Raw genomic sequence first — 22391 nt, 5'->3', positions numbered from 1 at the left:
AGTGAGAAATGTATACGACGGTCATGGCATGGCAGCGCACGCTGCTCTATCGCGACGGCACCCTGGAGCGGGTGCTCGAGCCCGGTCGCCACCGCTACGACGCCAAGCGCTGCACGCTGGTCGAGGTCGATGTGCGGCCGCGGCTGATGCACGTCACCGGACAGGAACTGCTCACCTCCGACGGTCTCTCGCTGCGGGCAAGCTTCGCGCTGAGCTGGCAGGTCATCGACCCGGTAGCGTTCACCACCGGCGCCCAGAACTCCGAGACCGTGCTGTATGCGGCGGTGCAGGACACCGTGCGCGACGCCGTCGCCGCGCACACCCTCGACGAGGTGATCGCCGACCGCACACTGCTCACCGCGGACCACAATCGGGTGGCCGGCGCGGTCACCGAACTCGGCATCGAGGTCAAGAGCCTGCGCGCACGCGACCTGATGCTGCCCGGCGAGCTGCGCAAGGCGGCGCTGGAGACGGTGCTGGCCAAGGAACGCGGTCGCGCCGAACTCGAGCGCGCCCGTGCGGAGGCGGCGGCACTGCGGTCGCTGGCCAATACGGCGCGTCTGCTGGAAGAGCACCCGGCGTTGCTGCGGCTGCGCACTCTGCAGGTGGCGGCGAGCCCGGGCACGCAGGTCGTACTCGATCCGCGCGACAACAGCTGACGCCTATCGTTCAGTCGACGGTCCTGGCCTCCAGGAAGTAAGGCACCGACATCCCGATGAGCGCCTGCCGGATGACGGCAGGCGCCCAACTCGCGGCCGAGTCGTGACGGATCAGTGGGTCGGTCAGTTCCACCGTCTGTCCGTGCGTTTCCACCGTGAAATCGCCTGCGGCGAGGACGTTCTTCACCCAGTCCACGTCACGGCCGTAGGTGAGGGCGATGCGGTATTCGTGGCCGTCGGAGAACATCAGTACCGGGGTCCGATAGCCGCGCCCTGACTTGCGGCCTTTGTGGATGACGATGCCCATGCCGGGTGCATGCCCCGCGAATACCGAAGTCACCGGGTTGGCGACCTGCCGATTGAATTTCCCCAGTGCGCGTGGCAGCGCCATCGAGCCGATCCCTTCGTCGAGCGATCTACTCCGGACACGTTACTCTCGCCCGGTGGGTTCGGAGGTGATCGCCGTCTACGACAGCAGCGGCCGCGAGGTCGGCGCCGAGGACCGCGCCGTCGTCTACCGCGACGGGCTCTGGCATGCCAGCGCGGGCGTGCTGGTGCGCTCCGGTGACGGCCGCTCGATCTATGTGCACCGCCGCACCGACACCAAAATGGTGTTCGCCGGTATGCACGACTGCATCGCCGGCGGCGTGCTGGCACCAGCGGAAACGCCGAGGCAGACCGCGGTCCGCGAACTCGCCGAGGAGCTCGGCATCATCCCGGACACCGACCCCACTCCCCTGACCCGGACTTCCTGGGACGGCGAATGGGCGGGCCGCCCGATGCGCTGCCACATGTACGTCTACGAACTGCGCTACGACGGACCGGTCCACCACCAACCGGAAGAGATCGCCGACGGCTGGTGGTGGCCGGAACAGACTCTGCGTGAGCATCTCGCGGACCCGGCCTGGCCGTTCGTGCCGGATTCCCGCGTTCTGCTCCAGGGGATCCTGACCTGAGGGGCCGGCCTACCCCGAGGACACCGACGCCGTCCACGTCGCGAAGGCACTCGGATTCCGCGTCTGCAACAGCACCCGTCCCGGCCCGGTGAAGTCGAAGACCAGTCCCTCACCGGACTTCAGCGACTGGATCGACCGCCCCGACACGGCGCGGCGGATGGTGAAATTCATGGCCAGGTCGTAGGCGACGACATGGCCGGTGTCGATGGTGATGGCCTCGCCGGGCTGCAGATCGATGACGTCGATCGCACCGAAGACGCCGACCACGACCTCACCCTCACCGTGCGCGCGCAGGCCGAATCCGCCCTCACCGCCGAACAGGTTCGCAAAGCCACCCCATTTGCTTTCCACCTGCACGCCATGGGAATTGGCGATCCAGCCACCGCGGCTGATGAAGAACGGGCGGTCGGGTCGGATGGTCAGCGCGAGCATGTCGCCGGGCAGCGACGGGGCGACATCCACCCAGCCACCCTGCTGCGGGGCGGTGAAGGTGGAGATGAAGAAGGATTCGCCGGCCAGCACCGACCGTTTGATACCGGCGAAGATGCCGCCCTCGGCCTTGGACTGCAGGGTGACTCCCGCCGAATGCGCCACCATGGCGCCGCTTTCGACCCGCATCGGCTCGTTGCCCGCGAGGAAGCACCTGGCGACAGCGGAGGCGGGACTGTGGCGCAACTGTACCTTCATGCCCGCCGACCCTACCGGCCACGATCGGCGCTGATCGTCACCCTCGAGGCCGATTCGGCATCGTCACAGCGGCGTATGGACGGCGACCGGAAGGCCCGCAGTCGAAGGACATCAATCCAGCGATCGCAGCGAATCCTCGTCGCGGGCGACGATCGCGCCACCGTTCGCGGTGAAGACGATGGGCCGCTGGATCAGTGTCGGATTGGCCGCCAGCGCATCGATCCAGCGATCCCGATCGGCTTCGGTCCGGCCCCAGCCTCGGATGCCGAGATCCTTCGCGAGCTGCTCGCCGGTGCGGGTGATATCCCATGGTTCGGCACCGAGCTTCGCCAGCACGCCGCGCAACTCGTCGGTGGTCGGCGGATCGTCCAGGTACCGGCGCACCGTGTATTCGGCGCCGTTCTCGTCCAGGTGCGCGAGCGCGGCACGGCTCTTGGTGCACCGCGGGTTGTGCCAGATCTCGGTCATATCGACAGACTAATCCGCGGCGCCGACCCGCCTGCCCCGGCTACAGGTGCATCCACTCCGGCCACAGCACCGCCCAGGATGCCCGTGGGTTCGAGCACTTCCAGAGAGTGACGTTCTGGGTGTTGCCCGGGAAGCCCAGCCGGGTGTCGACCCGGCCGATCGCGTCCAGATCGGCGAAGCGCTCCCGCAGCTCCTGTTCCGCACCACCGACGCAGATCAGGGTCGTCGCAGTCTCGGGCGGTGTGCCGAAGTAGCCGAATCCACGCGCCGGGCTGTACACCGGCGGCAGTGTGTCGCGACCCAGTTGGTCCAGCGCCCCTGCCTGCCAATACGTCTCGGTGACGATCACCGCACCTGCCCGTTCGGCCGGCGTCAGGGTTGCGGCGGCCTGCTCGACCTCCGCGGCGAGCTCAGGCCAGCCGAATTCGCCATAGAGCCCGATATCCAGCGCCGCGTCCTCCACCGAGCCCGCCGGTTCGATCGCGGATTCGGCGCGCCACGGTGTCGATGACAGCACCAGCAGGATCGATGCGCTCACCATCAGCGCGCCACCGCCGATCAACCACCGCCGCGTCGACGTGCCGACCCGTGCGGTTCGTTCGACGAGCGCCACCGCCCCTGCCGCGCACACCACCGCATACATCCCCGCCACGTAGTAGATGCGGCCACCGGAGACCAAGAAGAACGCGGTCAACAGCAGCAGCGCCGCGCCGAGGAAGCGATACTCACGCAGGGACTGCTGCCGCCACAGCGCCAGCGCGCCGTAGCAGAGCAGCAGCCCACCGAGCAGTCCGGCGATCAGTACCGCCAAGGGCACGAACAGGATTCGCCCACCCGAGTACTGACCTTCCCCGCTCACCACCGCCCCCATGCCCAGCTGAGGCCAATCGTGCTCGGCCTGCCATACCAGCGTGGGAATCGTGGCCGCCACCGTGATCCCCGCGCCCACCCACAGCAGCGGACGACGCACCAGATCCCTCGGGCCGAGGATCAGTGCGCTCACCGCGACGGCAAGCCAGAAGAACGGGATCAGCCACTTCACCTGCATGTCCACGGCGGTCACCAGACCCGCGCACAACAGCAGGACATCACGTCGGGTCCGCACCCAGCGGACCACCAACCAGGTGATCACCACCCACAGCGCCGTATCGATGGCATTGGTGGACAGCATCTTTCCCTGCAAGAGCAGGAACGGAGAGGTCGCGTATGCGATCGCGGTGAGCATCTGAGCCGCCCGGCCACCGCCCAGTTCGCGAGCGATGAGCGCACTCAGCACCACGGCGAGCACGGTCAGCACGATGGCGGGAAAGCGCAGCGCGACCAGCGAACCTGGCGCGACCGAATCCATGGTCCAGGCCAGCAGCGGCAGCACCGGTCCCTGATCGGCGTAGCCGTGGGACAGTCGCCTGCCCGCGGCGAGGAAGTACAGCTCGTCGCCGAAGTAGCCGTACCGGCTCGCCGACAACGTCAGCACCACCAGCGATGTCACCGCCACCGCAGCCACTCCTCCGGTGGCGAAGGGCTGCGGCGGTTGTGTGCCGGTCACCGTTTCACGATCGACGGTCGAAATCACGTCTGCTCCTGCCGGTTACGGACTTCACCTGTCGACGCTAGCCCGCAGGCACCGATCGAGTCGTCCTTCCGGAGGGCGATGCGGCATCGTCCTCGCGGCGTATACCCCTCATCCGCACGATGGGTACGGAAACGACAGGGCCGCGCCCCGGCGGGAGCGCGGCCCTCTCTGCTCGTCGACGGTGCGGACTACCCCGCACTACCGCTGGAGAGCAGCTCCAGGATCGTCTTGATCAACACTTCGGCCAGGAAATCCGACGCGGAACCGGACATGGTGACTCCTTCATCTCGATCAGGCGCAACCCCGCTGCGCCAGCTATCTGAAGCATGAACGATTCACATCCTGCCCGCACTCGATTTCGCCAACGAGGATCCGGCGCATCGCATGGACGGCTGGACGAACCCGGCGCCGGACTGGCGTTATAGCTGGACGAATGTCCAGTGTTGTATATCACAGTACCCGGCGGATCGAATATCCGCGCCACAGAGCGTCTGCGAACCAAGAACTCCCCGGCAGCACGCACCTGTCCACTGACGAGACAGGGCCGCGCCCCCTACGGAAGCGCGGCCCTCGGCTCGAACCCGATTACAGGTACTGACCCGTATTCGACTCGGTGTCGATCGCCCGGCTGGCACTGGCGTTCTTGCCGGTGACCAACGTGCGGATGTAGACGATCCGTTCGCCCTTCTTGCCCGAGATCCGTGCCCAGTCATCAGGATTCGTGGTGTTGGGCAGGTCCTCGTTCTCGGAGAACTCGTCCACGATCGAATCGTAGAGATGCTGGATACGCAGACCCGGGTTGCCGGTGTCGAGCACCGCCTTGATGGCGTACTTCTTGGAGCGGTCCACAATGTTCTGAATCATGGCGCCGGAGTTGAAGTCCTTGAAGTACAGGACCTCCTTGTCACCGTTGGCGTAGGTGACCTCCAGGAAGCGGTTGTCCTCGCTCTCGGCGTACATCCGGTCGACGACCCGTTCGATCATCGCGCGGATGCAGGCGCCCTTGTCGCCGCGGAACTCCTCCAGATCGTCGGCGTGCAGCGGCAACTCCTCGGTGAGGTACTTGGAGAAGATGTCCTGCGCCGACTCGGCATCGGGCCGCTCGATCTTGATCTTCACGTCCAGACGTCCCGGACGCAGGATCGCGGGGTCGATCATGTCTTCGCGGTTGGAGGCGCCGATCACGATGACGTTCTCCAAGCCCTCGACGCCGTCGATCTCACTCAACAGCTGCGGGACGACCGTGGTCTCCACATCCGAGGACACACCCGATCCTCGGGTACGGAAGATCGAGTCCATCTCGTCGAAGAACACGATCACCGGGGTGCCTTCCGAGGCCTTTTCACGAGCCCGCTGGAAGATGATCCGGATGTGGCGTTCGGTCTCACCGACGAACTTGTTCAGCAGCTCCGGACCCTTGATGTTGAGGAAGAAGGACTTGGCCTCCTTGGCATCCTCACCGCGGGCCTCGGCGATCTTCTTGGCGAGCGAATTGGCCACCGCCTTGGCGATGAGCGTCTTACCGCAGCCGGGCGGACCGTAGAGCAGCACACCCTTGGGCGGGCGCAGCGCGTACTCACGGAACAGGTCCTTGTGCAGGAACGGCAGCTCCACCGCATCGCGGATCTGCTCGATCTGACGGCCGAGACCACCGATGTCGTTGTAGTCGACGTCGGGCACTTCCTCGAGCACCAGGTCCTCGACCTCGGCCTTGGGAATGCGCTCGAACGCGAACCCGGCCTTGGTGTCGACCAGTAGCGAATCACCGGGACGCAGCCTGCGGATAGGAGCGTCCGGATCGTCGAGGTCGTCGACCTCGGCGACCTTGGACAGTGGACCGGACAGCCACACGACGCGCTCCTCGTCGGCATGGCCGACCACGAGCGCACGGCGACCGTCGTCGAGGACCTCACGCAACGTGCCGATCTCACCGACCGAATCGAAGTGCCCGGCTTCGACCACCGTCAGCGCCTCGTTCAACCGCACGGACTGGCCGTACTCGAGGGTGTCTGTGTCGATATTGGGCGAACACGTCAGCCGCATCTTGCGGCCGGAGGTGAACACGTCGACGGTTTGATCGTCGTAGGCGCCGATCAGCACGCCGTAACCACTCGGCGGCTGACCGAGCCGGTCGACTTCCTCGCGCAGCGCGACCAATTGCTGGCGCGCCTCTTTGAGGGTGTCCATCAGCTTCGTGTTGCGAATAGTCAGCGAATCGATGCGGGCTTCCAATTCCCGTGAACGATCCGGTGAATCCGCGAGTTGCCTCCGGAGTGCAGCCGCTTCGGCGCGCACCGCCTCGAGCTCTCTCCAGGCCGCCGAATCCGAATTCTCGATGGGGCTCATGTGCTGCTCCTCCCAGTCCCGGTCTATCAACGCTACCGGGCGCGAACCGTTCTCGCTGTCCGACATGGTTTCGTCGTGATCACATCTAGGCAGCGCCCGTCGACCGGAACGACCATGTTAGCCTGCCCTAACACATTACCGGTGAGACCGCTCACCGACTAGCCGAAAGGTTGCCAGTCATGCTCCTTCCCGTGAGGGCACTGCGCTTCTCCGTCGCCGCCGCCGCAGCCGTCGCCCTGTCGCTCGGCATGACCGCCTGCGGTTCCGACGACGACAGCAGCGACAGCGCCGCCACCAGCGCTACCACCAGTGCCGAGGCCGCCGCTTCCGCGACCGGCTCCGAGCACGGTGACCACGGCACCGACGCGGCCCCGACCCCCGAGACGCTGCAGGCTGTGCTCGACAAGCTGGCCAGCCCGGACGTGCCGACCGCCGAGAAGACCCAGCTCATCGTCAACGGCGAGCAGCGCACCGCCAACATCGACCAGATGAACGCCGCGCTGGCCGGCTACGGCACGCTCACCTTCGGCGTCACCGATGTCACCACCGAGGGCACCACCGCCACCGGGCAGGTCGTCATCACGTCCCCGCACGGCGCCGCCCCGGCCATGCCGCTGACCTGGGAGAACGTCGACGGCACCTGGAAGCTGTCGGATGCCAGCGGCTGTCTGCTGCTCGGGTTCGCGCAGGCGCCCTGCGTCCCTGCCTGATCCGGTCGACATCCGAAGCCCCGGCCGATCAGCCCTTCGAGGGCCGGCGCTGGGGCTTCGGGGTCACCGTGCCCTCGGCCAGCCTGCGGGCACTGACCAGGAACGCGGTGTGGCCCTGCATTCGATGCTCGGGCCGCACCGCGAGCCCGACCACATGCCAGCCGCGCACCATCGACTCCCACGACCGCGGCTCGGTCCAGCATTGTTGCTCGCGCAGTGTCTCGACGATCTTCGACAGCTGCGTCACCGTCGCCACGTAGACGATCAGCACGCCGCCGGGGACCAGCGCCTTGGACACCGCGGGCAGCGCGTCCCAGGGTGCGAGCATGTCGAGCACCACCCGGTCGACGGGCGGACCGTCGTAGTTCGCGACGTCACCGACGGTCAACGACCAGTTCGCCGGACGTTCGCCGAAGAAGGTTTCCACATTGCGCACGGCGTGCTCGGCGTGGTCTTCGCGGATCTCATAGGACACCACCTCGCCCTCGGGGCCGACAGCCCGCAGCAGCGAGCAGGTGAGCGCGCCGGACCCTGCGCCGGCCTCGAGCACCCGCGCGCCGGGGAATACATCACCCTCGTGCACGATCTGGGCGGCGTCCTTGGGGTAGATCACCGCCGCGCCGCGCGGCATCGACAGCACGTAGTCGACCAGCAGCGGTCGCAGCGCGAGGTACGGGGTGCCGTTGGTGGAGGTCACCACGGTGCCCTCGTCGGTGCCGATCAGATCATCGTGCTTGATCCCGCCACGATGGGTGTGGAACTCCTTGCCCGGCTCCAGGAGCACGGTGTACAACCTGCCCTTGGCATCGGTCAGCTGCACCCGGTCACCGATGGTGAATGGCCCGGTCCGTCTGGCCGTCATTGATCTCCGTTCCGCGAAATGTCACTGTCGCTGCCGTCTCCCGGCACCGTGTCGGTGCCGCCGGATAGCCTGCCAGGTATGCCAGCACCCGCGACCACGCCCCCTGCCGACGCCGAACCGGCGCCCGGCTCCGATCCGGCGCGGGTCCGCTCGCGTCCGGCGCTGTCGCCTTCCCGGGCAATGGATTTCAAGCAGTGCCCGCTGAAGTATCGGTTCCGTGCGATCGATCGGATTCCGGAGCCGCCCGGGCGGGACGCGGTCCGCGGCACAGTGGTGCACGCGGTGCTGGAAGACCTGTACGGGCTGCCCGCCGCCGAGCGGATGCCGGAGCGCGCCGAGTCCTTGGCCGGCGGGGCCTGGGCTCGGGTGCTGGCGGAGCGGCCGGAGGTCGGCGAGCTGATCACCGAGTCCGACCTGGACGTGTTCCTCGATGAGGTCCGTGCGCTGGTGCGCACCTACTACCGCCTGGAGGATCCGACCCGGTTCGATCCCGAGTCGTGTGAGTCGCGCGTCGAGGTCGAACTACCCGACGGTGTGCTGTTGCGCGGATTCGTCGACCGGATCGATATGGCGCCCACCGGTGAGCTGCGGGTGGTTGACTACAAGACCGGACGCGCGCCGGGCATCGCGCAGGAAACCAAGGCGCTGTTCCAGCTGAAGTTCTACGCGCTGGTCATGCTGCGCACCCGCGGCATCGTCCCGGCCCAGCTGCGGCTGATCTACCTGGCCGACGAGCAGATCCTCACCTACGCCCCCGACGAGGAGGAACTCACCCGCTTCGAGCGCACCCTCGCGGCCCTGTGGCAGGCCATCCGGGACGCGGGCCGCACCGGGGATTTCCCGCCGACCACGAGTTGGCTGTGCGGCTACTGCGATTTCAAGCACCTGTGCCCCGAATTCGGCGGTACGCCACCGCCCTATCCCGGCTGGCCGGACGAGGTCGAGTCGCCGGAGCGGACCTTCGCCGAATCGGTCGCCGACTGATACGGGTGTGCCCTGAATCCTGCCGCCGGGCAGCGGGATTCAGGGCACATCGGGTCGCGTCAGATAGTACTGAAAGCGAGGCCGGTCGAGCAGCCGATCACGCCGCCGGACCGGCTGTCCGCTCCAGAGCTCAGAAAGCCCGGCAGGACCGGATATCGGTGGCGAGGATCGCCTTGGCGCCGAGATCGGCGAGCTGGTCCATCACCGAGTTACCCAGCTTGCGCGGCACCAGGGCGCGGACCGCGACCCAGTCGGGATCGGTCAACGGCGAGACGGTCGGCGATTCCAGGCCGGGTGTGATCTGGGCGGCCTGATCGAGCAGGATCTTGGGGCAGTCGTAGTCCAGCATGAGGTACTGCTGGGCGAAAACGACACCCTTGACCCGGTCGATGAGCTGATTGCGGGCCCGGTCGTCGCGATCGGCGCCCTCGCGCTCGATCAGCACCCCCTCCGAATCGCACAGCGATTCGCCGAAGGCGACCAGATTGTGCTGACGCAGCGTGCGCCCGGAGCCGACCACATCGGCGATGGCGTCGGCGACGCCGAGCTGGATGGAGATCTCCACCGCGCCGTCGAGCCGGATGACCTCGGCCTCGATACCGCGCTTGGCCAAATCCGACAGCACCAGATTCGGGTACGAGGTGGCGATGCGCTTGTCGGCGAGGTCCTCGACGGTCCAGTCGCGCCCCGCCGGGGCGGCGTAGCGGAAGGTGGAGCCGCCGAATCCGAGCGCAAGGCGTTCGGTGACCGGCGCGGCGGAGTCGAGAGCCAGATCGCGGCCGGTGATGCCCAGATCGAGTTCACCCGAGCCGACGTAGATGGCGATGTCCTTGGGCCGCAGGAAGAAGAACTCCACCTGGTTGGACAGGTCGAGGACGGTCAGATCGCGGGAATCGGTGCGTTTGCGATATCCGGCCTCGGACAGGATCGACACGGCCGATTCGGAGAGTGCGCCTTTGTTGGGGACTGCGACGCGCAGCATGGGAGGGGGTCCTTTCGGGAGGGGGAACGACTGCGGATTCAGGCGGACGTCACAGATGTCGGTAGACGTCCTCGAGCCGCAGTCCACGGCCCACCATCAGCACCTGCACCCAGTACAGCAGCTGCGAGATCTCCTCGGCGAGCGATTCGTCGCTCTCGTGTTCGGCGGCCAGCCACACCTCACCGGCCTCTTCGAGCACCTTCTTGCCCTGGGTATGGACGCCCGCATCCAGCGCGGCCACCGTCCCCGACCCCTCGGGGCGGGAGACGGCACGATCCTGGAGCTCGGCGAACAGGGCCTCGAAAGTCTTCACAGGGGGATATTGTTTCAGACCCCCGCAAACCGTTTCCGGTCGAGTGGCGTCCGCCCGGTACTCGGCCCGCCGGACACCACTCGACCCGAACGTCAGTCCGCCGCCAGCAGGGCTTCCAGGTCGGCGACCGCGGTGCGCAGATGACCAGCGAAGGCGTGCATCTGGTCGGCAACGGGCGCGGGTGTGGCCAGGTACAGATTCCAGCGATCGGGCAGCAGCACGTAGGCAATGCCGATGCAGCGCGGACTGGTGGAACCGAATCCGAAGTATCGGATGTTGACCGACGGCGCCGAGCTGGTGCTCAAATAGTCGTCACGCATGATCGTCCAGCCGGGGCTGGTGTAGAGCGGGACCGGGTCGGTGACGCCCAGTTCGGCGCCGCGGCGGCGCTGGATCCACTCCAGCTCCCACAGATGCTGTTCCGGCGCCGCACCGGCCTGGCACTGCTTGGCCCGCGCCACATGGGCGGCGGCCGCCGCCCGAGCGGCGGCGAGGCGGGATGCGGTATCGGCGGACTCGTCCTGCATGACGTCCACGAACGCCACCATCTCGGGGGTGATCACGCGCATGGCCTCGGTGCGGCCGTTGCGGTACTGCCGGGTGGCGATGGACTCGTAGGTGGCGCCGGTGATGCCCTTGCTGCGGCGGTGGGCCAGCTGATAGCTCAACTGGGCGAAGGCATCCGGGGAGATGCCTAGCCGCTTGGCCTTCGCGGTCCCGAAATCGTCGAACGACACCGTTGTGGTGGCGTTCTCGGTGGCATAGTGCGCGAACGCCGCACCGGCCGCACCGATCTCACCGCGCTGCTCGGCGCTGAGCCGGAACTCGATCGGCTCCACCACAGGCAGCCCCTGCGGTTGCGCACCGGACCGTTCGGCGTGGTCGGCGGCGGTGGTCTCGAGCAAGGTGTCGACGAACGACAGGATGGTCGTACCGTCCAGACCGCAGTGCTCGACATTGATGCCCGCTTGGCCATCGGCGAAAACGATGAACGACACCGACTTGTCGAACCACCGGTTGGCGCTGTCGCCGTGCAACAGGATGTCGCAGGCGTGGGTCTCATCGCGCGGTGCGAAATCCTCGAGGCAGACGCAGAACAGTGCTGTCTCGATGGTGTCGAGTGCGGCGGCGTTGACCGGATCGGCGAGCAGACCCGCCCGGCTGCGGGCCCAGTCCGCGCGCGGCAGCGTGGTCAGATGACCGACCGCCGTATCGGTGGCGGCGTACTTCGATCCGGCCTTGAGCACGGCGCGCAGTCCGTCGGTCAGGTCCTCGAAGCTGTGCGCGGCACCGTCGGCTCCGATGACCTCCATTCGGAACATGCTGCCCCGGTGGAAGACCAGAATGTGGCGGGCATCCGAGGGGCCCGGCCATTCCGGGCTATAGGGCACCCGCACGGTGTCCTGCTCCGCGCCCGGGATCCGGGTCTCGGAGAATAGATACTTGTTCTGCCACATCGACAATTGCTGCCCACGCTGGGTGACCGGCGGGATCTCCTCCCGGTCCAAGGCCAGCTTGTAGTCGACGGCGGCGCTGACGATACCCGCCGCCCGTTCGACCTGACCTGCGCCGGTGGACGCCGCGAGGGTGGTGTCGTCGCGGAACAGGAAGAAGAAATTGGCGTTGAGCGCGATCCGGTCGCGCCGGCCCAGATACCGCGACGGCCAGAACTCATCGAGCCAGCTGCCGACACCGGGGGAGGCGTCGTAGTCGCGCAGAGCGGTATCCAGGGTCCGGCCCGGGCCGCCGGGGCGCAGCAGATCGGCGACGGCGGACTCGGTGGCGGCGAGTTCGTCGGCGCTGAGCAGCGGCGTGCACCACTCCACGAACCGGGTACAGGTGTCCTCCAGCGACGGTAGCGGTACCCGGGGCAGGTGGTCCTCGGCGGCAAACGTACGTTCGGTCAAGTCGGGTTCCTCGGTGTGAGTATGTGTCAGGCGGCGGGGCGGGAGATGTAGAGGTTGGCGTAGAGCCAGCCGCTGTCTTCCCGGTCGGTTGGATCGATTCCGTTGGCGGACAGAGTATTCAACACCTGTGCCTGTTCGGCATCCGAGGCGAAACGGCGCTGCGCGAAATCGCCTGGCACCTGCTCGGTGCGGTAGCCGAGAGCCGACAGCTCACCCTCGATCGCATCGAAGCCGTACATGCGCAATACGAAGTGTGCCATCCACGGCCTGCGTTCGGAATGGGCGGTGGCCACCCGCAGCAGGGTCTTCTCGGTGACATAGCCGATACATCCGGTCGAGATCACCAGATCGGCTCCGGCCAGCACCGCACGCTGCTCGTCGGTGGGATCGGTGGCCTCCAGGTCGGCGTGCACCGCATCGTGCAACAGGCCAGCGGCCTTGGCGTAGTCCAGCGCGGGACGGGCGGCGTCCATGCCGACGAACCGAACCTCGGGACGGATGTCCTCGGCGTCGAGCCTGGCCCGGTCTCTGGCGATCAGCGCGGCCGCATCCTCGGCGTCGGCACCACGGTAATGCTCCCCCAGATCATCGATGGTCGTGTCCAGTCGCAGCAGTGCCGCGTTCACACCGTAGGAGCAGCCGATATCGAGCACTGTCGGCGCCTCGACCCCGGTGGCCGCACTGTATTCGGCGAGCTGCTGCTCGAAATGCGGCTTCGCCAATTGCGGTATGCAGTAATCCAATTCGGCCATGCGCGCGTAGTACTCGCGCGGATCGGGACGGTCGTAGATGTCGTCGAAGGAGGCTTTCCCGGTGGTGTGCATAGGCACGGACACGATGGTTCCTCTCGGGTCGAACTGTGCTGCTCAGTCGAGTAGCCGGTCGCCACGGACAGCGTCGGCCGCGGCGTGATGGTCCGACAGCACCCGCCCGAAGAGCTGGCGAGTGCGTTCCACGGTGCCGATGACACCGGGTCGGTCGCTGTAGGCGAAGATCGCCGTATGCCGTTGGGTCCGGCCGCTCACCGGGGATACCCGGTGCAGGGAGTAGCGGCCCTGGAACAGTTGCAGATCACCGGGGCGCAGCTCGAGCCGCTGGATGAGCCCCGCACCCGATCCGGTCAGTACCGCGCGCACATCGTCGAGATTCTCCGCCTGCGGTGAGCGGATGCCGGGGCAGTATTCGAATACCCCGCCCGCCTCCGGCGCCTGGGTGAGCATGCTGACGGTGTATTCGTTGGTGTCGAAATGCCAGGGATGCGACATGCCGGGCGCGACGACGTTGAGCACCAGACCGGCCAACGGGTCGGCGAATTCGTGCAAGCCGGGCAGTTCGAAGCAGTCGGCGATGAAGCGCTGAAACAGCTGACTGGTGTAGAGCTGATGGATCAGCGCGTCGGTATCGATCCGGTCTCGCGGCACGAAGGCATTGCCGCGTTCGAGCACGATCCGACCCGGATGATCCTCGGGCAGTTCGGTATCGAGCGGGATGTTGTAGGCGTTGACCCGCTCCACCTGATAGTGCGCGTGCGGCGCCATCTGCCCGCCCTGGGCCCGCAGGCGTTCATGCAGGTCGGACCGGATGAATTCGCGCAGCACGGTGCATCCGTCCTGCGCAAGGCCGGCTCGCGCAGCCGCCACCGCCGCGCGCCAGCCGGCGCTGTCGGGTTCGGTGAGCGGAAAGCGAGTGGTGTCGACGATCTCGTCCAGGGCTACCCTCGCTGCCATAGCGACATTGTTATCGGACTATTCCCGACACGCCCGGGTTTTTCTGAGATAGGCGGTGACAATCGTCACGAACCACTCGGTCTTGTTGCGCGGCAACACAGTTCGACCAGGGAAAATACCTGGGCGGCAACGTCGTGGCTCAGCCCTGACCCAGCGGGTACCGCGTGCACAGCACATCGTGCAGGTCCGCCACCGACAATGCGACGAGGGACTCGCGCTGCGAACGGGTGGGCGCTTCGGGGACCGCGATCTCACAGGGCACTACGAGAACCGCGCACCCAGCCGCCTCCGCGGCAGCCGCACCGGTCGGCGAGTCTTCCACCGCGACACAGGTTTTCGGGTCAAGGCCGAGTAGTTCAGCAGCGCGTAGATAGACGGCGGGATCGGGCTTGCCGTGCGGCACCTCGTCACCGCAGACCGACGCGTCGAAGTACTCCCTGCCGAGCGTGTCCAAGCCGAACTCGGCGAGCGATCGCTTGGTGTTGGTGACGAGGGCGCTGGGCAACCCGGCCGCGCGCACCATAGCCAAGGCGTCCTTGGCGCCGGGCCGCCACGGAATGGGCTCGGCCATCAATTCGGCGACCCGGCGTTCGAGAAAACCTCCCGCGGCGCCCATCGCCTCCGGGTCCGGATCGAGGCCGAGACCGGTGAACACGATGCGCAGCGCGTTGGGTCCGGAGGCGCCGATGAGAGAGCGGCGGATCTCGTCGGTCATCTCCGAGCCGAGCTCGACCGCGAGATCGCGCACGGCGACATCCCACAGCTTCTCCGAATCCAGCAGCGTGCCGTCCATATCCCACAGCACGCCGGCCAGCCGCGTGTTCACCCGAATTCGTCTCCTTGTCGGCCCCCTACAGCCCCGAATTGGCGATCAGCAAACGCCCGTTGTCCGAGGCGACCTGGATCCACCGGCTCTCGGTGGAGGTCGAACCGTCCTTCAGGGTATAGGTCATGGAAACGGTCGCCCCGGTCTCACCGTTGGGTGTGACGCTGTGCACAGTGAGGGCATTGATGCCGGACCAGAAGTTCAGGTAGTCACTCTGGCCGGTCTGCGCCTGGTAGCTGGGCGCGAGCATCGACCACGCGCCGGCGGCATTGCCCGGCAGCATGCCGTAGTAGCTGCTGACGAACTGAGCCACTCGGTCGGGGGTCGGCGGCCCGGCGCTGGTGGGTGTGGTCGGGGTGGTGGACGAGCTCGGTGTGGTCGATGTCGTGGTGGTCGGTGCGGTGGTGGGGTGCGCGGTGGTCGTCGGCTCGGTGGGGGCGTCGTCATCGGCCTCCCCCGCGCCCGCACCCTCGGGACCCAGAGCAGCCACCGAGGGCTGCGCGGCCGTCACCGTCGGCGATCCGGATCCGTCCGCCGAGGGTTGGCCACCGCCGTTCATTGCGGCGGCGATCAGCCCCGCCAGTACAACAATGCCCACCGCAACACCAGCCATCACCGCGATCATGCGACCACGGCCGGGCCCGCTCGGCGATGTCGGAGCGAATGCACCGGGCGCGGTACCGGCGGCCGGACTCGCGACCGGGGCAGGCGCGGCGGGGACGGCGGCCGGGCGGGGCACCGCCTGTGTGGCATCGTCCGCACTGCCACGGCCGGCCGCCGCGACTGACGGCTGCGGCAGGATCTTCGTCGCCGCGGGGGCGCCCATCGCGGGACTTCGGCCCGCCGCAACTTCTTTCAGCGCACGCTGGGCCTCACGCATGGTCGGGCGTTCAGCGACGTCAGCCGCCAGCAACCGCATCAGCACCGGTCCGAGGTCGCCGACGTTCGCCGGCGGACGGACCTGGCCGCGCGCCACCGCATGCAGTACCGCCAGCGGATTGTCGCCCTCGCCGAACGGCGGGGTGCCCTCGACCGCCGCGTACAGCGTCGAGCCGAGCGCGAACACATCCGAGGCGGGTTCGGGGTTCTCACCGCGCGCCACCTCGGGCGCGAGATAGGCGGGCGTACCGGCCAGGAAGCCGGTCGCGGTGACGGTGACGTCGCCGACGGCGCGCGAGATGCCGAAGTCGGTGATCTTCACCGTGCCGTCGTCGGCGACCAGCAGATTGGCCGGCTTCACATCGCGGTGCACGATGCCCGCAGCATGAGCGGCAACCAGCGCGGCGGCGGCTTGGGCGCCGATCTCGGCGACCTCGGTGGCGGGCAAGGTTCGCCCACCGGCCAGCTTCGCCGCCAGGCTGGGCGCGTCCATGTATTCCATGACCAGCCAGGGCTGCCCGTCTTCCTCGACGACGTCGAAGACGGTGATCGCGTTGGGGTGGTGCAGTCGTGCCGCGATTCGGCCCTCGCGCTTGGCACGCAATTTCGCCTCGAGTGCGGCCTCCGGCGTGAGGCCTGGGCCGAGCAGCACCTGCTTGACGGCGACAGTGCGTCGCAATCGGACGTCGGTGGCTCGCCACACCACGCCCATGGCGCCTGTGCCGATCGGATCCGTGAGCCGATACCGTCCAGCGATCAACCGATCCGCCGTCATGAGGTTGTGCCCCTCCTGCTTTCCCGCCGAGTCCTCTAGCCTCCCGCGCGTGGTCCAGGTCGATCCTGGGATCCCTACGCGCCGAAGTTGTTTGCACCGGTGAGCTGCAGGATGAAAACGCATCCGCCGACTGCCCCGGATGCAGTTGCCACCCTCCGACAATGGCATAAGCGTCCGACAGGTTCCAGCAGCGTTGCTGGTTTCAGCGGCGTCACCGGTGTGGCGGACGGGTGTCGTCGCGTTCTCACGGCACCCTGGCGTCGCGGTGAGCCGGCAGTCGACGCGGCCGAATCGGAAACGGCCTGGTCACCGCGGTGCGTGAATCCAGGCGATCACGTTTACCCCACCGGCCGACAATTATCCGTGAGAACCATCACAACCCGGCGAGAACGGCGCCCGGAGCGCAACTCCGGGCGCGTGCGCTCAGGCGTTGAAGTACTTGGCCTCCGGATGCAGCAGCACGAACGCGTCGGTGGACTGTTCGGGATGCAGCTGCAGTTCTTCCGACAGCGTCACGCCGATACGGCCGGCGTCGAGCAGGTCGACGAGTTTGCCGCGGTCTTCGAGTTCGGGGCAGGCGCCGTAGCCGAAGGAGTAGCGAGCGCCGCGGTAAGCGAGCTTGAAGTATTCCTGCACGTCGTCGGGGTCGGAGTCGGCGACCGAATGCCCGTCCAGGACCAGTTCTTCGCGGACACGTCGATGCCAGTATTCGGCGAGTGCCTCGGTGAGCTGGACGCCGATGCCGTGGACTTCGAGATAGTCACGGTAATTGTCGGCGGCGAACAGCTCGTTGGCGAAGTCGGCGATCGGCTGGCCCATGGTGACCAGCTGGAACGGCAACACATCCACCTGTCCGGTCTCGACGGCACGTTCGCGAGAACGGATGAAGTCGGCGATGCACAGGAACCGGTCGCGTTGCTGACGCGGGAAGGTGAACCGATACCGTTGCGGTGCCGCGGGATCGGGTTCGGTCAGCACGATGACGTCATCGCCCTCGGAGATCGCCGGGAAGTACCCGTAGACGACCGCCGCATGCTGCAGCACGCCCTCGGTGGACAGCCGATCCAGCCACGCCCGCAGCCGCGGGCGGCCCTCGGACTCGACCAGTTCCTCATAGCTCGGTCCCTCGCCGCCGCGCTGGCCGCGCAGCCCCCACTGTCCGAGGAACAGTGCGCGTTCGTCGAGCAGACCCGAGTACTCGTGCAGTGCCAGGCCTTTGACCACGCGAGTGCCCCAGAACGGCGGCACCGGCACCGGCAGGTCCGCGGCCACATCCGAGCGCTCCGGCACCACCACCGGCGCTTCGGCGGCCTTGCGTTCGGCGGCGATCCGCCTGGAACGTTCGTGGCGGGCTTTGCGTTCGGCGGCCTTCTCCCGTTCGGCAATGGCCTCGGGGCTGTCCGGATCGGGGCCGCCGCCGCGTTTGCGGGACATGATGTCGTCCATCAGGCGCAGACCCTCGAAGGCGTCGCGCGCGTAGTGCACATCGCCTTCGTAGACGTCGGTGAGGTCGTTCTCGACGTAGGAGCGGGTCAGCGCAGCGCCGCCGAGCAGCACCGGGAACTGATCGGCCATGCCCTTGGCGTTGATCTCCTCGAGGTTCTCCTTCATCACCACCGTCGACTTCACCAGCAGCCCTGACATCCCGATGACGTCGGCCTTCTTGTCCACCGCGGCGTCCATGATGGTCGCAATCGGTTGCTTGATACCGAGATTGACCACCTCATAGCCGTTGTTGGACAAGATGATGTCGACCAGGTTCTTACCGATGTCGTGCACATCGCCCTTGACGGTGGCCAGCACGATCCGTCCCTTACCGGAATCGTCGGTCGCCTCCATATGCGGCTCCAGATACGCCACCGCGGACTTCATCACCTCCGCCGACTGCAGCACGAACGGCAACTGCATCTGGCCGGATCCGAACAGCTCACCCACTGTCTTCATACCAGCGAGCAGCGTTTCGTTGATGATCCGCAGCGGCGGCACCTGCTCCATCGCGGCGTCCAGATCAGCGTCCATACCGGCCTTCTCGCCGTCAACGATGCGCCGCTCGAGCCGTTCGAACAGTGGCAACGCCGCGAGCTCCTCAGCACGGGAGGCTTTCGACGACGACGCCGACACGCCTTCGAACAGCTGCATCAGTTTCTGCAGCGGGTCATAGCCGTCACGGCGGCGGTCGTAGACCAGATCCAGCGCCGTCTCACGCTGTTCCTCCGGGATCCGGGAGATCGGCAGAATCTTCGAGGCGTGCACGATCGCACTGTCGAGACCGGCCTGCACGCATTCGTGCATGAACACCGAGTTCAGCACCTGACGAGCGGCCGGGTTCAGGCCGAAGGAGATATTGGACAGACCGAGGGTGGTCTGCACGGCGGGATGGCGGCGCTTGAGTTCGCGGATCGCTTCGATGGTCTCCACACCATCGCGGCGCGATTCCTCCTGACCGGTGCCGAGGGTGAAGGTCAGGGTGTCGATGATGATGTCGGACTCGTCCAAGCCCCACGTGCCGGTGATATCGGCGATCAGGCGTTCGGCGATCTGCACCTTGTGCTCCGCGGTGCGGGCCTGGCCCTCCTCGTCGATGGTCAGTGCGACCACCGCCGCGCCGTGCTCGGCGACCAGCCGCATGATCTGCTGATACCGCGAATCGGGGCCGTCGCCGTCCTCGTAGTTGACCGAATTGACCGCGCAGCGTCCACCCAGATGCTCGAGTCCGGCCTGCAGCACCGGCGGCTCGGTGGAGTCGAGCATGATCGGTAGCGTCGAGGCGGTCGCCAACCGGCCCGCCAGCTCATGCATATCGGCGGTGCCGTCGCGGCCGACGTAGTCGATGCACAGATCGAGCATGTGCGCGCCGTCGCGGGTCTGGTCCTTGGCGATATCGAGGCACTTCTGCCAATCACCGGCCAGCATCGCTTCACGGAAAGCCTTGGAGCCGTTGGCGTTGGTGCGCTCGCCGATCATCATGATGCTGGCGTCCTGCTCGAACGGCACCGCCGTGTACATGCTCGACACCGCCGGCTCGTGCACCGGTGCCCGCCGCTCCGCGATCGGCGGCAGGTTCGGCTCGATCTCGCGCACGGCCTCGGTCACCTGACGGATGTGCTCGGGCGTCGTCCCGCAGCAGCCACCCACCAGCGCCAGCCCGTACTCGGAGACGAAGCCCGACAGCGCCACCGCCAGCTCCTCCGGCGTCAGCGGGTATTCCGCGCCGTTGGCGCCGAGCACCGGCAGACCCGCGTTCGGCATCACCGATACCGGGATCCGGGCGTGCCGCGACAGATGCCGCAGATGTTCGCTCATCTCATCCGGGCCGGTCGCGCAGTTCAGGCCGATCATATCGATGCCGAGCGGCTCCAGCGCCGTCAGCGCGGCGCCGATCTCACTGCCGACCAGCATCGTGCCGGTGGTCTCGACGGTGACGTGGGTGATGATCGGAATCCGGCGGCCCGCCCGTTCCATGGCCCGCCTGCTGCCGGTCACCGCGGCCTTCACCTGCAGCAGGTCCTGGCAGGTCTCGATCAGGATGGCATCCGCGCCGCCGTCGAGCATGCCGAGCGCCGCCTCGGTGTAGGCATCGCGCAGCGCGTCGTAGGGTGCGTGGCCCAGCGTGGGCAGCTTCGTGCCCGGACCCATCGATCCCAGCACGAACCGCGCCGAGCCATCGGCCCCCGGCCCCATCTCATCGGCCACGTCACGGGCCAGACGGGTGCCCTTCTCCGACAGGTCGCGGATCCGGTCGGCGATGTCGTAGTCGGCCAGGTTCGGCAGGTTGCAGCCGAAGGTATTGGTCTCCACCGCGTCCGCACCGGCCTCGAAATAGGCGCGATGAATACTGCGCAGCACATCCGGGCGGGTGTCGTTCAGGATCTCGTTGCATCCCTCGAGGCCACGGAAATCGTCCAGGGTCAGATCCGCGGCCTGCAACATCGTGCCCATCGCGCCGTCGCCGATGACGACACGACGAGCGAGCGTGTCGAGAAGCGTGGTATCGAACGCGGTGGAGCTGGACGCAGACATGCACTCCAGGGTAGAGGGCGTACCTCCGCCTTCGCTCCGGCCATGCGCATTCTAAGGGCGGACTGTGTCCGACAGCGCATTTTCGGCGCGTACATCGTTCCGCGCTGGTACACCCGTTCATCGTGCGACCGGACACAGCGGAGTCAGAGGTGCGCGGCAAGGACACCCTCCGGTCGGCCCGGCCACAGACCGCGCATGGTCGCAGCGAAAGGCCGAGGTACGCCCACACTGCCCCCGACACGCGCCGTCGAATACCGCGTCGCGGACACGGCGAATCGGCTCTGGTCGTAGGCTGGCTCGGGTGAACTCGAGTGAATCTCCGGCCTCGCCCGGTCCGGAACTGCCGCCATTGCGGGATCCGGTGCTCGTCGCCGCCTTCGAGGGCTGGAACGATGCGGGTGACGCCGCCAGCGGTGCGGTCGAACATCTCGAACTGATCTGGGATGCCAGACCGCTGGCCGAACTCGATTCCGAGGACTATTACGACTATCAGGTCAATCGGCCGATGGTGCGGCAGGTCGACGGGGTGACCAGGGAGATCGTGTGGCCGGCCACAGTGCTGACGGTGTGTTCGCCGCCTGGCAGTGATCGCGATGTGGTGCTGCTACGCGGGATCGAACCCAATATGCGCTGGCGCCGCTTCTGCGCGGATCTGCTGGAACTCATCGACCAGCTCGAAGTGCAGACCGTGGTCATCCTCGGCGCCCTGCTGGCCGATACTCCGCATACGCGTCCGGTGCCGGTGACCGGCTCCGCCTACAGCAAGGAGGCGGCCGAGCGGTTCAATCTCGAGCAGACCCGCTACGAGGGCCCCACCGGTATCACCGGCGTGCTGCAGGATCAGTGTGTGAAGGCGGGAGTCCCCGCGGTGTCGTTCTGGGCGGCCGTTCCGCATTACGTCTCGCAGCCTCCCAATCCCAAGGCCACGATCGCCCTGCTGCACCGGGTCGAGGATGCCCTCGATATCGAGGTGCCGCTGCGGGAGTTGCCCGCGCAGGCCGAGGAGTGGGAGGCGACGGTCAACGAGATGACGGTCAACGACGAAGAGATCAGCGAGTACGTGCGCTCACTCGAAGAGCGTGGCGACGCCGCGAGCGATCTCAACGAAACCATGGCCAAGATCGATGGCGATGCCATCGCCGCGGAGTTCGAGAAGTATCTGCGCCGGCGCGGGCCCGGTAGCTTCGGCCGCTGAAAGCGGGCCGACAGTCACGGGCGATCCACCGCGACAATCGATTTCGGGTTTGAGCGCGCGGCGGCGGGGCTCAGGTTTGCAGCGTCCAGACCTTGGCCTCCGCATCGCTGGCCAGCTTCGCGAGCAGCATTTCTCGCGGAATCGTCTGACCGGCAAGGTGATCGAGCGATGGCACGACCACATGGTGGGCGTCGGCTCGCTTCAGTTCCTGGGTGAGTTCGGCGAACGCCGCACCATCACCTCCGGTCGATTCATGGAATGTCGCGGCGAAGCAGAGCCCTGCGGCGCGGGCGAGGCCGCGTAGCGCGGCTTCCAGCTCGTCGCCGTTGCCCTCGGCCAGATCGTCACGCAGATATCCATAGATCAACGCTTCCACCCGTACCTCCTGGATCTTCCCCCGCCGTGGCGGGGAGCAGTGCGCCTCCGGGATCTCTCCCCGCGGATGCGGGGGTGTTGCGCTGGGCCGGACCAACATCGGCCCATATAAAGCATGTCCGATCTACTGCGGCGAAAGCAGATGTC

20 protein-coding genes are annotated in these 22391 nt (G+C 67.1%); 5 read left to right on the top strand and 15 right to left on the bottom strand.

Features of this window, described 5'->3' with window-relative positions:
* The first annotated feature begins 8 nt into the window (after positions 1-8).
* A complete protein-coding gene (locus GV792_RS10675; RefSeq protein ID WP_163823896.1) occupies positions 9-659 on the top strand; it encodes a slipin family protein in 651 nt (216 codons plus the stop codon).
* Positions 660-669: 10 nt separating this feature from the next.
* On the opposite strand, the gene GV792_RS10670 is transcribed toward GV792_RS10675, so the two are convergent.
* Entirely contained in the window at positions 670-1050 is a 381-nt protein-coding gene (locus GV792_RS10670) for a nitroreductase family deazaflavin-dependent oxidoreductase (RefSeq protein ID WP_163823895.1), read from the bottom strand.
* Positions 1051-1102: 52 nt separating this feature from the next.
* Here GV792_RS10670 and GV792_RS10665 point away from each other — a divergent pair, with 52 nt between their 5' ends.
* Positions 1103-1615: an NUDIX hydrolase gene (locus tag GV792_RS10665; protein ID WP_309138695.1), complete on the top strand. Its 513-nt coding sequence runs from the start codon at positions 1103-1105 to the stop codon at positions 1613-1615.
* Positions 1616-1624: 9 nt separating this feature from the next.
* Here the strand turns inward: GV792_RS10665 and GV792_RS10660 are convergent, their stop codons facing one another.
* From GV792_RS10660 to arc, 4 genes are all read right to left on the bottom strand, one after another.
* On the bottom strand, positions 1625-2302 hold the full coding sequence (locus tag GV792_RS10660) for a TIGR00266 family protein (protein WP_163823893.1): 678 nt from the start codon (positions 2300-2302) through the stop codon (positions 1625-1627).
* Positions 2303-2413: 111 nt separating this feature from the next.
* Positions 2414-2770, bottom strand: a complete 357-nt coding sequence (locus GV792_RS10655) for an arsenate reductase family protein (RefSeq protein ID WP_163823892.1) — start codon at positions 2768-2770, stop codon at positions 2414-2416.
* A 40-nt stretch (positions 2771-2810) separates the two neighbouring features.
* Entirely contained in the window at positions 2811-4316 is a 1506-nt protein-coding gene (locus GV792_RS10650) for an ArnT family glycosyltransferase (RefSeq protein ID WP_163823891.1), read from the bottom strand.
* Positions 4317-4928: 612 nt separating this feature from the next.
* Complete coding sequence (gene arc, locus GV792_RS10645) at positions 4929-6689, bottom strand: proteasome ATPase (protein ID WP_163823890.1); 1761 nt, start codon at positions 6687-6689, stop codon at positions 4929-4931.
* Between the two features lie 179 nt (positions 6690-6868).
* On the opposite strand from arc, the gene GV792_RS10640 reads away from it, so the two are divergent.
* Positions 6869-7399 (top strand): hypothetical protein, encoded by a 531-nt coding sequence (locus GV792_RS10640; RefSeq protein WP_163823889.1) that lies wholly within the window; start codon positions 6869-6871, stop codon positions 7397-7399.
* A 28-nt stretch (positions 7400-7427) separates the two neighbouring features.
* Here GV792_RS10640 and GV792_RS10635 read toward each other — a convergent pair whose 3' ends face one another.
* The gene (locus tag GV792_RS10635) at positions 7428-8261 is read right to left on the bottom strand and encodes a tRNA (adenine-N1)-methyltransferase (RefSeq protein ID WP_163823888.1); all 834 of its coding nucleotides are present in this window, start codon (positions 8259-8261) and stop codon (positions 7428-7430) included.
* 78 nt (positions 8262-8339) lie between these two features.
* Here GV792_RS10635 and GV792_RS10630 point away from each other — a divergent pair, with 78 nt between their 5' ends.
* Positions 8340-9245 carry a RecB family exonuclease gene (locus GV792_RS10630; protein ID WP_163823887.1) on the top strand — a complete coding sequence of 302 codons (906 nt, stop codon included), beginning with the start codon at positions 8340-8342 and terminating at the stop codon, positions 9243-9245.
* Positions 9246-9375: 130 nt separating this feature from the next.
* Here GV792_RS10630 and hisG read toward each other — a convergent pair whose 3' ends face one another.
* The 8 genes from hisG to metH form a co-directional block, all read right to left on the bottom strand.
* Positions 9376-10227: an ATP phosphoribosyltransferase gene (gene hisG / locus GV792_RS10625; RefSeq protein WP_163823886.1), complete on the bottom strand. Its 852-nt coding sequence runs from the start codon at positions 10225-10227 to the stop codon at positions 9376-9378.
* Between the two features lie 49 nt (positions 10228-10276).
* Positions 10277-10540 carry a phosphoribosyl-ATP diphosphatase gene (locus GV792_RS10620; protein WP_163823885.1) on the bottom strand — a complete coding sequence of 88 codons (264 nt, stop codon included), beginning with the start codon at positions 10538-10540 and terminating at the stop codon, positions 10277-10279.
* A gap of 92 nt (positions 10541-10632) precedes the next feature.
* Positions 10633-12447: a choline/carnitine O-acyltransferase gene (locus GV792_RS10615; RefSeq protein WP_163823884.1), complete on the bottom strand. Its 1815-nt coding sequence runs from the start codon at positions 12445-12447 to the stop codon at positions 10633-10635.
* A gap of 26 nt (positions 12448-12473) precedes the next feature.
* Positions 12474-13283: a class I SAM-dependent methyltransferase gene (locus GV792_RS10610; protein WP_309139098.1), complete on the bottom strand. Its 810-nt coding sequence runs from the start codon at positions 13281-13283 to the stop codon at positions 12474-12476.
* Between the two features lie 30 nt (positions 13284-13313).
* Complete coding sequence (locus tag GV792_RS10605) at positions 13314-14174, bottom strand: HalD/BesD family halogenase (RefSeq protein WP_163823883.1); 861 nt, start codon at positions 14172-14174, stop codon at positions 13314-13316.
* A 139-nt stretch (positions 14175-14313) separates the two neighbouring features.
* Positions 14314-15000, bottom strand: coding sequence for an HAD family hydrolase (locus GV792_RS10600; protein WP_375154460.1), 687 nt, complete (start codon positions 14998-15000; stop codon positions 14314-14316).
* A 25-nt stretch (positions 15001-15025) separates the two neighbouring features.
* Entirely contained in the window at positions 15026-16654 is a 1629-nt protein-coding gene (locus GV792_RS10595; RefSeq protein WP_163823882.1) for a serine/threonine-protein kinase, read from the bottom strand.
* Positions 16655-17077: 423 nt separating this feature from the next.
* Complete coding sequence (metH, locus tag GV792_RS10590; RefSeq protein ID WP_163823881.1) at positions 17078-20674, bottom strand: methionine synthase; 3597 nt, start codon at positions 20672-20674, stop codon at positions 17078-17080.
* 301 nt (positions 20675-20975) lie between these two features.
* Here metH and GV792_RS10585 point away from each other — a divergent pair, with 301 nt between their 5' ends.
* Positions 20976-21869, top strand: coding sequence for a PAC2 family protein (locus GV792_RS10585; protein WP_163823880.1), 894 nt, complete (start codon positions 20976-20978; stop codon positions 21867-21869).
* 70 nt (positions 21870-21939) lie between these two features.
* Here the strand turns inward: GV792_RS10585 and GV792_RS10580 are convergent, their stop codons facing one another.
* Entirely contained in the window at positions 21940-22245 is a 306-nt protein-coding gene (locus tag GV792_RS10580; RefSeq protein ID WP_163823879.1) for a hypothetical protein, read from the bottom strand.
* Positions 22246-22391 lie beyond the last annotated feature (146 nt).

The sequence above is a fragment of the Nocardia cyriacigeorgica genome (assembly GCF_010868145.1).
Classification (GTDB): domain Bacteria; phylum Actinomycetota; class Actinomycetes; order Mycobacteriales; family Mycobacteriaceae; genus Nocardia; species Nocardia cyriacigeorgica_D.
Note: the sequence above shows the minus strand (reverse complement) of the source record. Positions and strands in the feature narration are given on the sequence as shown.

Coding starts and splice junctions, on each gene's coding strand:
- GV792_RS10635 (WP_163823888.1), bottom strand. CDS start 8,261: ATGACGGCCAGACGGACCGGGCCATTCACCATCGGTGACCGGGTGCAG.
- arc (WP_163823890.1), bottom strand. CDS start 6,689: ATGAGCCCCATCGAGAATTCGGATTCGGCGGCCTGGAGAGAGCTCGAG.
- hisG (WP_163823886.1), bottom strand. CDS start 10,227: ATGCTGCGCGTCGCAGTCCCCAACAAAGGCGCACTCTCCGAATCGGCC.
- GV792_RS10640 (WP_163823889.1), top strand. CDS start 6,869: ATGCTCCTTCCCGTGAGGGCACTGCGCTTCTCCGTCGCCGCCGCCGCA.
- GV792_RS10595 (WP_163823882.1), bottom strand. CDS start 16,654: ATGACGGCGGATCGGTTGATCGCTGGACGGTATCGGCTCACGGATCCG.
- GV792_RS10675 (WP_163823896.1), top strand. CDS start 9: ATGTATACGACGGTCATGGCATGGCAGCGCACGCTGCTCTATCGCGAC.
- GV792_RS10660 (WP_163823893.1), bottom strand. CDS start 2,302: ATGAAGGTACAGTTGCGCCACAGTCCCGCCTCCGCTGTCGCCAGGTGC.
- GV792_RS10605 (WP_163823883.1), bottom strand. CDS start 14,174: ATGGCAGCGAGGGTAGCCCTGGACGAGATCGTCGACACCACTCGCTTT.
- metH (WP_163823881.1), bottom strand. CDS start 20,674: ATGTCTGCGTCCAGCTCCACCGCGTTCGATACCACGCTTCTCGACACG.
- GV792_RS10670 (WP_163823895.1), bottom strand. CDS start 1,050: ATGGCGCTGCCACGCGCACTGGGGAAATTCAATCGGCAGGTCGCCAAC.
- GV792_RS10655 (WP_163823892.1), bottom strand. CDS start 2,770: ATGACCGAGATCTGGCACAACCCGCGGTGCACCAAGAGCCGTGCCGCG.
- GV792_RS10630 (WP_163823887.1), top strand. CDS start 8,340: ATGCCAGCACCCGCGACCACGCCCCCTGCCGACGCCGAACCGGCGCCC.